Below are 14,502 nucleotides of genomic sequence, written 5' to 3' on the forward strand. Positions count from 1 at the left end.
TCAGACCCCTTCTTCCGCCAGCTCCCGTTTGGGCTTGAGGAGGGGGAAGAGGAGCACGTCCCTTAAGGAGGGCTGGTCGGTGAGGATCATGGCCAGGCGGTCCAGGCCAAGGCCAAGCCCCGCCGCCGGGGGCATGCCGTACTCCAGGGCCAAGAGGAAGTCCTCGTCGGGCTCCGGGGCTTCCTCGTCCCCTTCCTTGCGCCTTCGCGCCTGCTCCAAGAAGCGCTCCCTTTGGTCCAGGGGGTCGTTGAGCTCGGAATAGGCGGGGGCGAGCTCCATCCCGGCGGCGTAGAGGTCCCACCGCTCGGTGAGCCCGGGCTTTTCCCGGTGGCGCTTGGCCAGGGGGCTGATGGCCAGGGGGAAGTCAAAGACGAAGGTGGGGTCTTGCAGGTGGGGCTCCACGTAGAGGCCGAAGAGCTTGTCCAGGAGCTTGTAGCTGGGCACCTGGGCGAGCTCGGGGTGGTGGGCGTCGGCCCAGAGGCGAAGCCTTTCCAGGTCCAAGGGGTCAAAGGGAAGGCCGGCCTTCTCCTTCAGGCTTTCCACGAAGGAGATGCGCTTGAAGGGCGGGGTGAAGTCCAGGATGCGGCCCTGGTAGGGCACCTGGTAGCTCCCGAAGAGGTGGAAGACCAGGCCGGAAAGGAGCTCCTCCACCAAGGCGGCCATGTCCTGGTAGTCGGCGTAGGCCCAGTAGGCCTCCAGCATGGTGAACTCGGGGTTGTGGTTGTGGTCAATGCCCTCGTTGCGGAAGTTGCGCCCGATTTCAAAGACCTTTTCAAAGCCGCCCACCAGGAGCCTTTTCAGGTAGAGCTCCAAGGAGATGCGCAGGTAAAACTCGTGGTCTAGGGCGTTGTGGTAGGTCTTGAAGGGCCTGGCCTCCGCCCCCCCTGTGGTGGGCTGGAGGATGGGGGTTTCCACCTCCAGGAAACCCCTTTCCTCAAAGAAGCGGCGGATGTAGCGCACCATGGCCGTGCGTCGCCGGAAGACCTCCCGCACCTCGGGGTTCACGATGAGGTCCAGGTAGCGCTGGCGGTAGCGCACCTCCTTGTCCCGGATGCCGTGCCACTTGTCCGGCAGGGGGTGGAGGCTTTTCACCAGGGGGGTCCAGGAGAGGACCTTGACCGTGACCTCTCCCGTCTTGGTGGTGAAAAGGGTGCCCTGGACCCCCAGGATGTCCCCCACGTCCAGCTTCTTCAGAAGCTCGTACCGGGGGGTGAGGTCTTTTTGGAAGTAGAGCTGGATCTTGCCGCTTTCGTCCAGGAGGTGGGCGAAGGTGACCTTGCCCATCCGCCTTAGGGCCATGATGCGCCCCGCCAAGGCAACCTCTTCCGGCCACTCGGTTTCCGGGGGGGCACCCGCTTTGGCCGTTAGGATTTCCTGGGCGCTATGGGTCTTGGGGTAGCGGTAGGGGTAGGGGGAGAAGCCCGCCTCCACCAGGGCTTCCAGGTTGAGCAGGCGTTGGCGCGTCTGTTCGTTCATGCGTGTACCGCCACCACGCGGAACTCCTTCTTGCCCTTGGGGGTTTCTAGCGTAAGCACGTCCCCCACCCGGTGGCCCAGGAGGGCCTTGCCCATGGGAGAGGCGTCGGAGATCTTCATGGGAGTTTCCAGGACGCTGGCCTCGGCGGGGGAAACCACCTGCACCTCCAGGCGTTCCCCGGTCACGGGGTCTTCCAGCTCCACCACCGAGCCCAACCCGATCACCTCGGTGGTGGCCTCCTCAATGATCACCGCCCGGGAGAGGACGTCCTCCAGGGAGTCAATGCGGGCTTCAATGCGGGCCTTCTCCTGCTTGGCCGCCTCGAGGCCGGAATCGTCGTAGTCATCCGAAGATTCCATGAGCTCTTGCAGGATCTTGGTGGCCTCCTGGAGGCGCTCCCGCTCGTGCTCTAGCTGCTTCATGAGCCGCTCGTAGCCGGCCTTGGTTAGCTTCACCTCGCGCGCCATAGCTCACCTCGTAAGTCATGGAGGCCGGCCAAAGCCGACCTCCTTGGCCCAAGGGCCCCCTTCTCAGGTGAGTATACCCCGAAGGAGGATTTCCCTCAAACGCTCGGGCTCGGCGTGGCTAGCGCAGGAGGCGGTGTCCAGGCAGAGGACCAGGTAGCGGAGGTGGGTGTCCTTGCCCCCCACCGGGTGGCGGAAGAAGCCCAGGGCGCTTCCCGAAAGGTGGCGGCGGCAGGCCTCGCACACCTGGGGGCCGTGGGCGGCGCCGGGGAGGGGTTCCAGTTCCAGCCGGAGCTCGGGGGGGCCCTTTTCCAGGATCACCACCCGGCCTTCCGCATCCCGGTAGTAGAGGATTTCCCCTAGGGGGAGGAGTTCGGGGGAGGTTCCTGGAAAGAACTCCAGGATAATCTCCCGCTCTTCGTGGTCCATGGCCTTAGCTTAGCCCAAGGCGGGCGAGGAGGGGGGGCAGGAAGAGCCATAGCCCCGTGAGGAAGGCGAGGAGGCTTGCCAGGAGGACCGCCGCCGCTGCCGTGTCCTTGGCCCTTTTGGCCAGGGGGTGGTAGACGGGGCTTGCCAGGTCGGTGAGGGCCTCGAGGGCCGTGTTCACGAGCTCCAAGGAGAGGACCAGGGCGGTTAGGAGGAGGACGGGCACCGGGTTCACCCCAAGCCAAAAGGAAAGGCCCACCGCCAAAAGGCCCAGGAGGACCTCAATGCGGAAGTTCCGTTGCACCCGCCAGGCGTAGACCACGCCCTCCCAGGCGTAGCCGAAGGAGCGCACCACCCCCTTTAGAGGGCGAGGATCCACTCTTGGACGCGGCGGAACCCTTCCCAATCCTCCTCCTTCTGGTGGTCGTGGCCCAAGAGGTGCCATAGCCCGTGGGCTGCCAGGACCAAGACCTCCTCCTCCAAGGGGGCTCCCCGGGCCTCCGCCTGGCGCCTGGCGGTGTCCAGGCTGATCCAGATGTCCCCCAGGTGGGGGGGGATGAAGGGGTCCCCGGGCTCGTAGTGGGGGAAGGAGAGGACGTCCGTGGCCTCGTCCTCCCCCCACCACGCCCGCTTTAGGGCCCTAAGGCGGCGGTCCCCCGTGAGGATCACCGTCACCGCCTTCTCCCCCACCCCCAGTTCCTCCATGAGGGCGGTGAGGGCCCGCCTGAGCCTGGGCCTTAGCCCCTTGGGCGGGCGCTTATTGGCTACGATCTCCACCACGCTCGGCTTCCTCGTAGGCCTTGATGATGCGGGCCACCAGGGGATGGCGGACCACGTCGGATTCCTTGAAGTAGATGAAGGCGATGCCCTCAATCCCCTTCAGGATGCGGGTGGCCTCAATGAGGCCCGACTTCTGGTGCTTGGGCAGGTCAATCTGGGTCACGTCCCCCGTGATGACCATCTTGGAGGAGAAGCCCATGCGGGTGAGGAACATCTTCATCTGTTCGGGGGTGGTGTTTTGCGCCTCGTCCAGGATGATGAAGGCGTCGTTTAGCGTATTGTGGGTGAGGATGAAGTCCTCGGTAACGTAGAGGCCATCGGGGCTGGCCACCGTGATGCACACCGCCTCCGCTTCCCCGGCGGGCTCAATGGCTTCCACGAATCGCATCGGGCGGATCCCTCCGGCCTCGGCATAGACCGCTGCTTTTCGCTTTAGGCGGAAGGGGGCAAGGCCTTCCGGCAGGCGGATATCCAAGACGTGGCTGTCGGCCCGGTGTTTGACGGGCCTGCCCCGGGCAAGGCCTGGACGGAGGCTGGCTTGCGGCCGCACCCGGTGATACACCACACCGCCCAAGGAGCGGACCAGGAAGGCCACGTCCTGGGCCAGGCGAGGGGAGGAGGTGCTGAACTGGACCCGTGCCCTCCGTCCCGGTTGCACGTGGACGCTCCCGTCCGAATCCAAGAGTCCTTGAAGCAGGGCCAGACGTACCTCAGATGTGTTCCAAAGGTATTCCTTGGGGACGAAGCGCTCAGAGGAGCGAGTGTCCCAAAGGCCCAGGGTCCGGAGGGCGGCGCTTAGGGGGTTGCGGTTGTTCCCCCCCTTAAAGCCCAAGGTCAAGGTGTAGTCCACGCCGCCCTTGGGGAGCACCATGACCCCCTGGAGCCGGGCGGCGAGGGCTTCTTGCAACTCGGGGTCGGCAGTGGAGAAGCTTGGGGTGCTGCTTCCCGTAAGGCACCCGTCCCCGAGAAGGAGGCCCAAAGCGTAAGGGTCCAAAGGGACTGGGCGCTGGGGGAACTCCACCGGAGCTTGGAGCAAGGGGACCTCGTAGCGGTGCTGGTGGTGCAGGCGGAGGGTATCCCGCATCTCTTCGGTGGTGACCAAACGGGGAGGGCGCTTTCGCCTCCGGTCCCAAGGCGTAAAGACGGCCCAAAGGTGGTCGGCCGTGGCTCTTGTGGCCGTGCCGTCGCTGAAACGAACCCGGTAGATGGGTCGGACGCCTTGGGGATGCACGGCCACCACCAGCACGGGCACGCCGTAAGCGCCCACCACCCAGTCCCCTGGCTTAAGGCTTCCGATGGGACGGAAGCCCTCGGGGGTTAGGACCGGTGTGTCCACGGGCTGGGCCCTGCCGCGCATGAAGGCCAGGGGGGCCACCTCAATGATCCCCGACTGGAGGTACTGCTCAAAGCGCTCGGCGTCAATCATGTCAAAAAGGGCGTCGTAAAGGGGCCTGAGGTAGGGGTCCACCTTGGCCTGGATGTCCCCCGGCAAAAAGCCAAGCTTCTCCCCCGCCTCCACCGCCGGCCGGGTGAGGACGATGCGCTTCACCTTGCGGGCGCGCAGGTGGCTCACCGCCATGGCCACGGCCAAATAGGTCTTCCCCGTGCCGGCGGGGCCGATGCCGAAGGTGATGTCGTGCTGGGCGATGGCCTCCACGTACCGCTTCTGCCCAGGGGTTTTGGGGCGGAGCCGCCCGGGGAGGGCGAGTTCGGTTTCCGGGGTGGTGGCCTGGTAAAGCCCCTCCCCCCCTTGCGCCAGGGCCACCGCCTGTTCCAGGGTGGGCTCGTCCAGCTCCGCCCCTTGCCTGAGGAGGGCCAGGAGGTCCCGCACGGTCCTTTCGGCCACCGCCACCGCCTCGGGGTCGCCGGAAAGCTCCACCTGCTCCCCGCGCGCCACGAGCTTGAGCCGGTCGCCAAAGGCCTCGCGGAAAAGGGCCCGGAGCTTTTTCAGGTTCCTGTCCGCCTGGCCCAAGAAGGCCAGGGTTTCCTCGGGTTTTAGGGGGATCACAAGCCTTTGGGCTTCTTCAGGATTTCGTGCCATATCACCCCTTTGAAAAGGCTTTCGCGGTCCATGGTGAGAAGGCGTTTCTTGGCGGGCTTTTCCCGCACCTCCTCCGCCACTTCTTCCCGGAAGCGCACCTCCAGGCGCTCCCGTTCAGGGCTTGGGGCCCTTTCCAGGCTTTCCCCCTCCTGGGGAGGCGGGGGGCTTGGGGGCAGGGCGGGCTTGGGCTTCGGCTTGGGTTTGGGCCTGGGGGGCTCGGGCAGGGGCAGGTCCTCGGGGAAGACCGGGGGGGCCTGGGGGTTTTTCCGCAACCCCTGCAGGGCGGGGAGGACGATGAAGAAGAGGAGGAAGAGGAGGCCCAAAAGGTCGTCCAGGCTCATTCCTCACCCTCGGGCTTGGCGGCGCGGCTGATGGACTCCCGCATGTCCGTGTCCGCCTCAATGTTCTTCAGGCGGTAGTAGTCCATGACCCCCAGGTTGCCCTTGCGCAAGGCCTCCGCCAAGGCCAAGGGGACCTGGGCCTGGGCCTCCACCAGCTTGGCCCGCATGGCCTCCACCAGGGCCCGGTTCTCCTGCTCCGCCGCCACGGCCATGGCCCGGCGCTCCTCCGCCTTGGCCTGGGCGATCTTCTTGTCCGCCTCCGCCTGGTCAATCTGCAGTTGCGCCCCGATGTTCTTGCCCACGTCCACGTCGGCGATGTCCACGGAGAGGATCTCAAAGGCGGTGCCGGCGTCCAGGCCCTTCTCCAGGACGGTCTTGGAGATGCGGTCGGGGTTTTCCAGGACCTCCTTGTGGGAGTTGGCGCTGCCGATGGTGGTCACGATGCCTTCCCCCACCCGGGCGATGATGGTTTCCTCCCCGGCCCCGCCCACCAGGCGGTCAATGTTGGCCCGCACCGTGACCCGGGCGGTGGCGAGAAGCTGGATCCCGTCCTTGGCCACGGCGGCCACCATGGGGGTCTGGATCACCTTGGGGTTCACGGAGACCCGCACCGCCTCCAGAACGTCCCGCCCCGCCAGGTCTATGGCCGCCGCCCGGTCAAAGGTGAGCTTGATGCCCGCCTTGTCGGCGGCGATGAGGGCGTCCACCACCCGGTCCACGTTGCCCCCCGCCAGGTAGTGGGCCTCGAGGCGGTCCAGCCGCACGTCCAGCCCCGCCTTGGTGGCCTTGATGAGGGGGTAGATGATCTTGGCCGGGGGCACGCGCCTAAGGCGCATGGCCACCAGGGTCAGGAGGGGCACCCGTACCCCCGCCGCCCAGGCGGAGATCCAAAGGCCTACCGGGATGAAGCTAAAGAAGAGGAAGACGAGGACGAGGACCAAAAAGGCCAGAAAGAGTACGCCGAGTCCTTCCATACTATTCCTCCAAAGGTTCCACCAGCACCGTGGGACCCCGCACCTCCACCACCCGTATGGCCGTGCCCTTGGGGATGAAGCCCCGGTGGGCCACCACGTCCACGCGCTTGGCGCCAAACCGCCCCACGCCCCCGGGGCGGAGGTCGGTGAGGGCTACCCCCACCGAGCCCACCTCCACCGCTTCCTCCGTGGCGTGGGCGGCGATGGCGCTTTCCAACACCAAGGCCCGGGCGGGCCGCGTCCTGGGCAGGTAGCGGAAGACCACCAGGAGGCCAAGCCCCAAGGCGATCACGGCGATGGCCAGGACCAAAAGGGCGTTCTCCCCGAAGGTGAAGTAGACGGAGGCCAGAATGGACCCCACGCCCAAGGCCCCGGCCAGGCCAAAGCCGGGGAAGAGGAAGGCTTCCGCCAAAAGGAGCACCACCCCCAGGAAGAAGAGGAGGAGCTCAAAGGCCCCGGAAAGCCCCGCAAGCCACCCCCCGGCGAAGTAAAGGGCCAAGAAGGCGAGGCCCAAGGCCCCCATGACGCCAAAGCCCGGGGTGAAGAGCTCTATGAGGAGAAGGAGAAGCCCAAGGGCGAGGAGGAGGCCGGCCACGGCGGAGCTCGTGAGGAAGCGGGCCACCTGGACCCTAGGCCCCGGCTCCAGGCGCTCCGTTTCCGGGCTGAGGCCCGCCTGCCTGAGGGCTTCTGGGAGGCTTGCCGCCTTGAAGTCCGCCACCTTGAGCTCCACCGCCTTGTCGGCGGAGAGGGTTAGGGGTTCTCCCTTGGCGGAAAGCCCGGGGACCTCCACGTTGGGGTCCACCATGGCCTCGGCGAGCTCCGTGGGCCGCCCCCGGGCCTCGGCCACGGCGCGGAACTTGCCCTTGAGGGCGGAGATGACCTTCTGGTCCGCCGCCTGGGGCTGGCCGAGGGGCGGGGCCACCAGGGGCAGGGCGGCCCCGATCTCCGAGCCTGGGAGCATGGCCACCTGGCGGCAGGCGAGGGCGATGAGGGCCCCGGCGGAGAAGGCGTTTTGCACCACGGCCAGGGTGGGGAGGGGGGTTTGCAGGATGCGGTCGGTGATGCGGATGGCGGCGTCCACCCGGCCCCCCGGCGTGTCTATGAGGAAGGCCACGCCGCTTGCCCCTTCCCGTTCCGCCCGGGAGAGGGCCTCTTCCACGAAGACCGCCAGGGCCGGGTCAATCTCCCCTTGGATGGGGATGAGGTAGGTCTTCCCCCATGCCAGGGAGAGGAGGAAGGCTAGGGCTAGGAGCCTTTTCACCGCCCTCATTCTATACGGCCCCCGGGAAGGAGTGTGGGCTATGCTGAAGGGGATGTTGCGCCTTGCCGTCCTGGGCCACCCCGTGGCCCACTCCCTCTCCCCGGCCATGCACCGCTACGCCCTGGAAAGCCTGGGCCTTAGGGGGAGCTACGAGGCCTGGGAGACCCCTTCGGAGGCCTTGCCCGATAGGCTTTCCGCGGTGCGGCGGGGTTTTCGGGGGGTGAACCTCACCATTCCCCTGAAGGAGGCGGCCTTGGCCCACTTGGACTGGGTTTCCCCGGAGGCCAAGGCCATTGGGGCGGTGAACACCGTGCTCCAGGTGGAGGGGAGGCTTCTTGGCTTCAACACGGACGCCCCCGGGTTCTTGGCCGCTTTGGAGGCGGGGGGGATACCCCTCGAGGGCCCCGCCCTGGTCCTGGGGGCGGGGGGGGCGGGGCGGGCCGTGGCTTGGGCGCTTAGGGAGGCGGGCCTCGAGGTCTGGGTTTGGAACCGCACCCCCGAGCGGGCGGAGGCCTTGGCGGCGGAGTTCGGCCTGAAGGCCGTGCCCCTCTCGTGGGCCAGGAGGGCCCGGCTTCTCGTGAACGCCACCCGGGTGGGCCTGGAGGATCCCGAGGCCACCCCCCTTCCCGAAGCGCTCCTCCCCGAGGAGGGGGCGGCGGTGGACCTGGTCTACAGGCCCCTTTGGACCCGCTTCCTCAAGGAGGCGAAGGCCCAGGGGTTAAGGGTGCAGACCGGGCTTCCCATGCTGGCCTGGCAGGGGGCCTTGGCCTTCCGCATCTGGACGGGCCTCCTCCCCGACCCCAAGGGCATGGAGGAGGCGGCCTTAAAGGCCTTAGGGGAGCCATGCGCCTGACCCTGGCCGAGCCCGTCTTCCACGAGGAAACCATCCAGAAAAGCCGCTTCATCGCCAAGGCGGCGCCCGTGGCCTCGGAAGGGGAGGCCCGGGCTTTTTTGGAACGAAACCGGGAGGAGGCGGCCACCCACAACTGCTTCGCCTACAAGATCGGCCACCTTTACCGCTTCTCGGACGATGGGGAGCCTACGGGAACGGCGGGCAAGCCCATCCTCCACGCCATTGAGGCCCAGGGCCTGGACGGGGTGGCGGTCTTGGTGGTGCGCTACTTTGGCGGCGTCAAGCTTGGGGCCGGGGGGCTCGTGCGGGCGTACGGGGGGGTGGCGGCGGAGGCGCTCAGGTGGGGGAAAAAGGTGCCCTGGGTGGAGTGGGCGGAGGCCACCTTCCTCGTCCCCTTCGCCGAGCTAGGCCGGGTCTACCCCTTGGTGCGGGACCAGGTGGTGGGGGAAAGCCACGGCCAGGAGGGGGTTCTCCTGCGCCTCCGGCTTCCCCAGGAGGCCCTCCCTTCCCTGGAGGCGGCGCTACGGGAGGCCACCCGGGGGAAGGCCCGTAGAATGTGAGGGATGCTTCCCCTCTTTGAGCCCAAGGGCCGGGTGCTCCTGGTGGACGGCCACCACCTGGCCTACCGCAACTTTTTCGCCCTCAAAGGGCTCACCACGAGCCGGGGCGAGCCGGTGCAAGGGGTCTACGGCTTCGCCAAAAGCCTCCTCAAGGCCCTGAAGGAGGACGGGGACGTGGTCATCGTGGTCTTTGACGCCAAGGCCCCCTCTTTCCGCCACGAGGCCTACGAGGCCTACAAGGCGGGCCGGGCCCCCACCCCGGAGGACTTTCCCCGGCAGCTCGCCCTCATAAAGGAGCTGGTGGACCTCTTGGGGCTGGAGCGCCTCGAGGTCCCGGGCTTTGAAGCGGACGATGTCCTCGCCACCTTGGCCAAGCAAGCGGAGCGGGAAGGGTACGAGGTGCGCATCCTCACCGCCGACCGGGACCTCTTCCAGCTCCTTTCGGACCGCATCGCCGTCCTCCACCCGGAAGGGCACCTCATCACCCCGGGGTGGCTTTGGGAGCGGTACGGTCTGAAGCCGGAGCAGTGGGTGGACTTCCGCGCCCTGGCCGGCGACCCCTCCGACAACATCCCCGGGGTGAAGGGAATCGGGGAGAAGACCGCCCTGAAGCTCCTCAAGGAGTGGGGGAGCCTGGAAAACCTCCTCAAGAACCTGGACCATGTGAAGCCTCCTTCCGTAAGGGAGAAGATCCTCGCCCACCTGGACGACCTCAGGCTCTCCCAGGAGCTTTCCCGGGTGCGCACGGACCTCCCCTTGAAGGTGGACTTTAAAAAGCGGCGGGAGCCCGATAGGGAAGGGCTTAAGGCCTTCTTGGAGCGGCTTGAGTTTGGAAGCCTCCTCCACGAGTTCGGCCTCCTGGAAAGCCCCCTTCCGGCGGAGGAGGCCCCATGGCCGCCGCCGGAAGGGGCCTTTTTGGGCTACCGCCTTTCCCGGCCCGAGCCCATGTGGGCGGAGCTTCTTGCCTTGGCGGCGAGCGCCAAGGGCCGGGTTTACCGGGCGGAGGAGCCCTATGGGGCCCTAAGGGGCCTGAAGGAGGTGCGGGGGCTTCTTGCCAAGGACCTCGCCGTCTTGGCCCTAAGGGAGGGCCTGGACCTTCCCCCCACGGACGACCCCATGCTCCTCGCTTACCTCCTGGACCCCTCCAACACCACCCCCGAGGGCGTGGCCCGGCGGTATGGGGGGGAGTGGACGGAGGAGGCGGGGGAGCGGGCGGTGCTTTCCGAAAGGCTCTACGAGAACCTCCTTGGGCGCTTGAGAGGGGAAGAGAAGCTCCTTTGGCTTTACGAGGAGGTGGAAAAGCCCCTCTCCCGGGTCCTCGCCCACATGGAGGCCACGGGGGTGAGGCTGGACGTGGCCTACCTCAAGGCCCTTTCCCTGGAGGTGGCGGAGGAGATGCGCCGCCTGGAGGAGGAGGTCTTCCGCCTGGCGGGCCACCCCTTCAACCTCAATTCCCGCGACCAGCTGGAAAGGGTGCTCTTTGACGAGCTCGGCCTTCCCCCCATCGGCAAGACGGAGAAGACTGGGAAGCGCTCCACGAGCGCCGCCGTCCTCGAGGCCCTGCGGGAGGCCCACCCCATCGTGGAAAAGATCCTTCAGTACCGGGAACTGGCCAAGCTCAAGGGCACCTACATTGACCCCCTTCCCGCCCTGGTCCACCCCAAGACGGGGCGGCTCCACACCCGCTTCAACCAGACGGCCACGGCCACGGGCCGCCTTTCCAGCTCCGACCCCAACCTGCAGAACATCCCCGTGCGCACCCCCTTGGGCCAAAGGATCCGCCGGGCCTTCGTGGCCGAGGAGGGGTACCTGCTCGTGGCCCTGGACTATAGCCAGATTGAGCTCAGGGTCCTGGCCCACCTCTCGGGGGACGAGAACCTCATCCAGGTCTTCCAGGAGGGCCGGGACATCCACACCCAGACGGCGAGCTGGATGTTCGGCCTGCCGGCGGAGGCCATAGACCCCCTCATGCGCCGGGCGGCCAAGACCATCAACTTCGGCGTCCTTTACGGCATGTCCGCCCATCGGCTTTCCCAAGAGCTCAGCATCCCCTACGAGGAGGCGGTGGCCTTCATTGACCGCTATTTCCAGAGCTACCCCAAGGTGAAGGCCTGGATTGAAAGGACCCTGGAGGAGGGGCGGCAGAGGGGGTATGTGGAAACCCTCTTCGGCCGCAGGCGCTACGTGCCCGACCTCAACGCCCGGGTAAAGAGCGTGCGGGAGGCGGCGGAGCGCATGGCCTTTAACATGCCCGTGCAGGGCACCGCCGCCGACCTGATGAAGCTCGCCATGGTGAGGCTTTTCCCCAGGCTTCCCGAGGTGGGGGCGCGGATGCTCCTCCAGGTGCACGACGAGCTCCTCCTGGAGGCGCCCAAGGAGCGGGCGGAGGCGGCGGCGGCCCTGGCCAAGGAGGTCATGGAGGGGGTCTGGCCCCTGGCCGTGCCCCTGGAGGTGGAGGTGGGCATCGGGGAGGACTGGCTTTCCGCCAAGGGCTAGAAGAGGGCGTAGGCCGCCATCCCGAGGAGGACGCTCAGCCCTAGGCGGCGGGAAAGCCGAAAGGCCAAGGAAACCACAAGAAGGGCGGCCAGGGTCTTGGCCCAAAGCCAAGAGGGGGGCGGCCCGAAGGCGGATACCAGGAAGAGGGCCACCGCCAAGGCGGGCCCCGCCTGGCCCGGGGAAGGGCCCCTTTCCCCCCGCCAGGGGAGATAGCGGAGGAGAAGGGTGCCCAAGGCCAGAACCAGGATGGGGATCAAGGCCGCCTCCACAAGAAGCCCAAGACGCCCGCCAAGACGAGCCCCCAGGCGGTCTGGCCCAGGAGGTGGAGGGCGAAGGCCAAAAGCCCGGCGCCCAGGGCCACGGGGTTCCGCAAATGGGGCAGGGCGAGGAGCAGGAAAAGGGCGGGGAGGGCAAAGGAAAGGCCTTCCTCCGCCCCCGGGAGCCCTTTTAGCCCGGCGGGGCCGAAGACGCCCAGGAGGGTGCCCAGGTTCCAGGCCAAATAGGCCCCGAGGCCGAGGCCTAGGAAAAACCCCGTGCGGGCGGGTTCGGGAAGGCCGGGAAGGGACTTTAGGGCCACGGCGAAGACCTCGTCGGTAAGGAAAAAGGCCAGGACGGGATGGCCTGCCAGGTAAGGTCTAAGGGCTGGCCCGTAGAAGGCGTGGCGCAGGTTTAGGAGAAGGGCCACCCCTACGGCGAGCCAGGGGGAGGCTCCTTCCGCCAGGAGGCCGAGGAAGGCGAACTGGCTCGCCCCGGCGAAGACAAAGAGGGAAAGGAGCGCTACGGCCCAGGGGGCAAGCCCCGCGCTCGCTCCGGCCATGCCGAAGGCCACGGCCACGGGGAAGTACCCCAAGGCCACGGGCCAGGCGGCGAGAAGCCCCTGGCGCAAAGGGCTTGGTGTGGACGGCGGGAGGGCGGCCATGGGGGGATTTTATAAAGGGGGTGGGGTATAGTGGGCCGGATGAGGCGCTACTTCGGTACGGATGGGGTGCGGGGGGAGGCGGGCAAGCACCCCCTTACCCCGGAGTTCGTCCTGAGGCTAGGCCAGGCGGCGGGGGCGTACTTCCGGAAGGAAGCGGCGAGGCCGGTGGTCCTCCTCGCCAAGGACACCCGGGAGTCCTCGGACCTCCTGGAGGCCGCCTTGGCGGCAGGCCTCCTTTCCCAAGGGGTGCGGGTGGAGCACCTGGGGGTGCTCCCCACCCCGGGGGTGGCCCACCTCACGAGGCGGCTTGGGGCCACCGCCGGGGCCATGATCTCGGCGAGCCACAACCCCTACCAGGACAACGGCATCAAGTTCTTTGGCCCCGCTGGGGAGAAGCTTCCCGACGAGGCGGAGGAGGCCATAGAGGCGCTACTGGAGGAGGCCCACCCCACCCGGGGCATCGGCACGGTGGGGGACTTCCGGGAAGCGGAAAGGATGTACCTGGACTTCCTCTTGGAACATGCCCCGGACCTTTCGGGCCTCAAGGTGGGCCTGGACCTGGCCCACGGGGCCACCTACCGGGTGGGGCCGAAGCTCTTCCAGAGGGCGGGGGCTGAGGTCATGGCCTTCTTCAACACCCCCGATGGGCGCAACATCAACAAGGGGTGCGGCTCCACCCACCCGGAGGCCCTAAGCCGCTTCGTGGTGGAGCTGGGCCTGGACCTGGGCATCGCCTTTGACGGGGACGGGGACCGGGCCCTTTTCGTGGACCGGAGGGGCCGCCTCTTCCACGGGGACCACGTCCTCTACCTGGCCGCCTTGGCCTTTGGGGAGAAAGGGGTGGTGGGGACTGTGATGAGCAACATGGGCCTCGAGGTGGCCCTCAAGGAGAAGGGCATCGCCTTCCACCGGGCGCAGGTGGGGGACCGGTACGTGCTGGAGATGCTCAAGGAAAAGGACCTTTACCTTGGGGGGGAGCCCTCGGGGCACGTGATCTTCCGCCGCCACCACACCACGGGGGACGGGCTTTTCACCGCCCTCATGGTGCTTGGGGCCCTGAAGCGCACGGGCGGAGACCTCGCCGACTGGTACGAGGCCCTTCCCCTTTACCCCCAGGTCCTCCTCAACGTGAAGGTGGCGGACAAGGCCAAGGTGATGGGCCACCCCAGGCTCAAGGAGGCGGTGGCCGAGGCGGAGAGGAGGCTTGGGGGAAGGGGCCGGGTCAACGTGCGCCCCTCGGGCACCGAGCCCGTGGTGCGGGTCATGGTGGAGGCGGAGGAGGGGGCGGAAGCCTTGGCGAAGGAGCTCGCTGCCCTGGTGCGTTCCCTGGACCAAGGGTAGGGGGAGAGGGGTATAACCTTGCTTTTTTGACATCATGATGCTAGATTAGCCGCTATCTTGACCTCCTTGTGGACCTCTACTTGCTCCGGCGCCTCCCTCCTTTGGAGGCCCACGTGGGCAAGCGCCTGATTAGGTCGCCGAAGCTGTATCTCCGGGATAGCGGTCTCGTGCACGCCCTTCTCCACATCCCCGACCTCGAGGCCTTGCTGGCCCATCCTGTGGTGGGGGCGAGCTACGAGGGGTTTGTCGTGGAGAACCTCCTGCGGGTTTTGCCCGAGGGCGGGGAGGCCTTTTTCTACCGCACCCGGGCAGGAGCGGAGGTGGACCTGGTCCTTTCCCTACCTGGTGGGAGGATGGTGGCCGTGGAGGTGAAGCGAAGCCTGGCCCCCAAGCCTTCCAGGGGGTTTTTGGAAGCCATAGGGGACCTGGCGCCCCAGGCCGCCTATGTGGTCTACCCTGGAAAGGAGGCCTTTCCCCTCGGGAGGGGGGTTTGGGCCACGCCCCTAAAGGCCCTCATGGAGAACGTGGGGCGGGGTGCCTAGGCGGTAGGCCCGGCAAGCTTGCCCTTCG

The 14,502-nt window shown here is 67.2% G+C and carries 15 protein-coding genes and 3 pseudogenes; 5 read left to right on the plus strand and 13 right to left on the minus strand.

The genetic code is table 11. From position 1 onward, the window contains the following. The 11 genes and pseudogenes from lysS to LXN00_RS04765 form a co-directional block, all read right to left on the minus strand. Complete coding sequence (lysS, locus tag LXN00_RS04720; RefSeq protein ID WP_234505510.1) at positions 1-1,476, minus strand: lysine--tRNA ligase; 1,476 nt, start codon at positions 1,474-1,476, stop codon at positions 1-3. Further along, positions 1,473-1,943, minus strand: a complete 471-nt coding sequence (locus LXN00_RS04725) for a GreA/GreB family elongation factor (RefSeq protein ID WP_234505512.1) — start codon at positions 1,941-1,943, stop codon at positions 1,473-1,475. Before LXN00_RS04725 ends, lysS begins: the two co-directional genes overlap by 4 nt. Positions 1,944-2,006: 63 nt before the next feature. After that, the gene (locus LXN00_RS04730; protein WP_234505515.1) at positions 2,007-2,369 is read right to left on the minus strand and encodes a hypothetical protein; all 363 of its coding nucleotides are present in this window, start codon (positions 2,367-2,369) and stop codon (positions 2,007-2,009) included. 4 nt (positions 2,370-2,373) lie between these two features. After that, entirely contained in the window at positions 2,374-2,772 is a 399-nt protein-coding gene (locus LXN00_RS04735; RefSeq protein WP_234505518.1) for a diacylglycerol kinase family protein, read from the minus strand. Then, positions 2,727-3,146: an rRNA maturation RNase YbeY gene (ybeY, locus tag LXN00_RS04740; protein ID WP_234505521.1), complete on the minus strand. Its 420-nt coding sequence runs from the start codon at positions 3,144-3,146 to the stop codon at positions 2,727-2,729. Before ybeY ends, LXN00_RS04735 begins: the two co-directional genes overlap by 46 nt. Beyond that, positions 3,124-3,423: pseudogene (locus tag LXN00_RS04745) on the minus strand (PhoH family protein); the annotation flags it as partial. The gene ybeY and the pseudogene LXN00_RS04745, both read right to left, overlap by 23 nt. 279 nt (positions 3,424-3,702) lie before the next feature. Further along, a pseudogene (locus tag LXN00_RS12715) lies at positions 3,703-4,503 on the minus strand (LAGLIDADG family homing endonuclease); the annotation flags it as partial. Then, positions 4,492-5,187, minus strand: a pseudogene (locus LXN00_RS12720) (PhoH family protein); the annotation flags it as partial. The pseudogenes LXN00_RS12720 and LXN00_RS12715, both read right to left, overlap by 12 nt. Then, entirely contained in the window at positions 5,151-5,528 is a 378-nt protein-coding gene (locus LXN00_RS04755; protein ID WP_234505524.1) for a hypothetical protein, read from the minus strand. The pseudogene LXN00_RS12720 and the gene LXN00_RS04755, both read right to left, overlap by 37 nt. Then, positions 5,525-6,502, minus strand: coding sequence for a flotillin-like protein FloA (gene floA / locus LXN00_RS04760; protein WP_234505527.1), 978 nt, complete (start codon positions 6,500-6,502; stop codon positions 5,525-5,527). The genes LXN00_RS04755 and floA overlap by 4 nt, the downstream gene beginning before the upstream one ends. A 1-nt stretch (position 6,503) precedes the next feature. Continuing rightward, the gene (locus LXN00_RS04765) at positions 6,504-7,772 is read right to left on the minus strand and encodes an NfeD family protein (protein ID WP_234505530.1); all 1,269 of its coding nucleotides are present in this window, start codon (positions 7,770-7,772) and stop codon (positions 6,504-6,506) included. Positions 7,773-7,815: 43 nt separating this feature from the next. Here LXN00_RS04765 and aroE point away from each other — a divergent pair, with 43 nt between their 5' ends. From aroE to polA, 3 genes are read left to right on the plus strand one after another with little or no spacing between them, the layout of a single operon-like run. Continuing rightward, positions 7,816-8,616 carry a shikimate dehydrogenase gene (gene aroE / locus LXN00_RS04770; RefSeq protein WP_234505533.1) on the plus strand — a complete coding sequence of 267 codons (801 nt, stop codon included), beginning with the start codon at positions 7,816-7,818 and terminating at the stop codon, positions 8,614-8,616. After that, positions 8,607-9,176, plus strand: a complete 570-nt coding sequence (locus tag LXN00_RS04775; RefSeq protein WP_234505536.1) for an IMPACT family protein — start codon at positions 8,607-8,609, stop codon at positions 9,174-9,176. Before aroE ends, LXN00_RS04775 begins: the two co-directional genes overlap by 10 nt. 3 nt (positions 9,177-9,179) lie before the next feature. Continuing rightward, positions 9,180-11,672, plus strand: coding sequence for a DNA polymerase I (polA, locus tag LXN00_RS04780; protein WP_234505539.1), 2,493 nt, complete (start codon positions 9,180-9,182; stop codon positions 11,670-11,672). Here the strand turns inward: polA and LXN00_RS04785 are convergent. Next, positions 11,669-11,929, minus strand: a complete 261-nt coding sequence (locus tag LXN00_RS04785) for an AzlD domain-containing protein (protein ID WP_234505542.1) — start codon at positions 11,927-11,929, stop codon at positions 11,669-11,671. The genes polA and LXN00_RS04785 overlap by 4 nt on opposite strands. Further along, entirely contained in the window at positions 11,926-12,558 is a 633-nt protein-coding gene (locus LXN00_RS04790) for an AzlC family ABC transporter permease (RefSeq protein WP_326491127.1), read from the minus strand. The genes LXN00_RS04785 and LXN00_RS04790 overlap by 4 nt, the downstream gene beginning before the upstream one ends. A gap of 72 nt (positions 12,559-12,630) precedes the next feature. On the opposite strand from LXN00_RS04790, the gene glmM reads away from it, so the two are divergent. Together glmM and LXN00_RS04800 are read left to right on the plus strand one after the other, a co-directional pair. After that, positions 12,631-13,932, plus strand: coding sequence for a phosphoglucosamine mutase (gene glmM, locus LXN00_RS04795; protein WP_234505547.1), 1,302 nt, complete (start codon positions 12,631-12,633; stop codon positions 13,930-13,932). Between the two features lie 68 nt (positions 13,933-14,000). After that, a complete protein-coding gene (locus tag LXN00_RS04800; protein WP_234505557.1) occupies positions 14,001-14,474 on the plus strand; it encodes a DUF4143 domain-containing protein in 474 nt (157 codons plus the stop codon). Positions 14,475-14,502 lie beyond the last annotated feature (28 nt).

This window comes from Thermus brockianus, from assembly GCF_021462505.1.
GTDB lineage: Bacteria > Deinococcota > Deinococci > Deinococcales > Thermaceae > Thermus > Thermus hydrothermalis.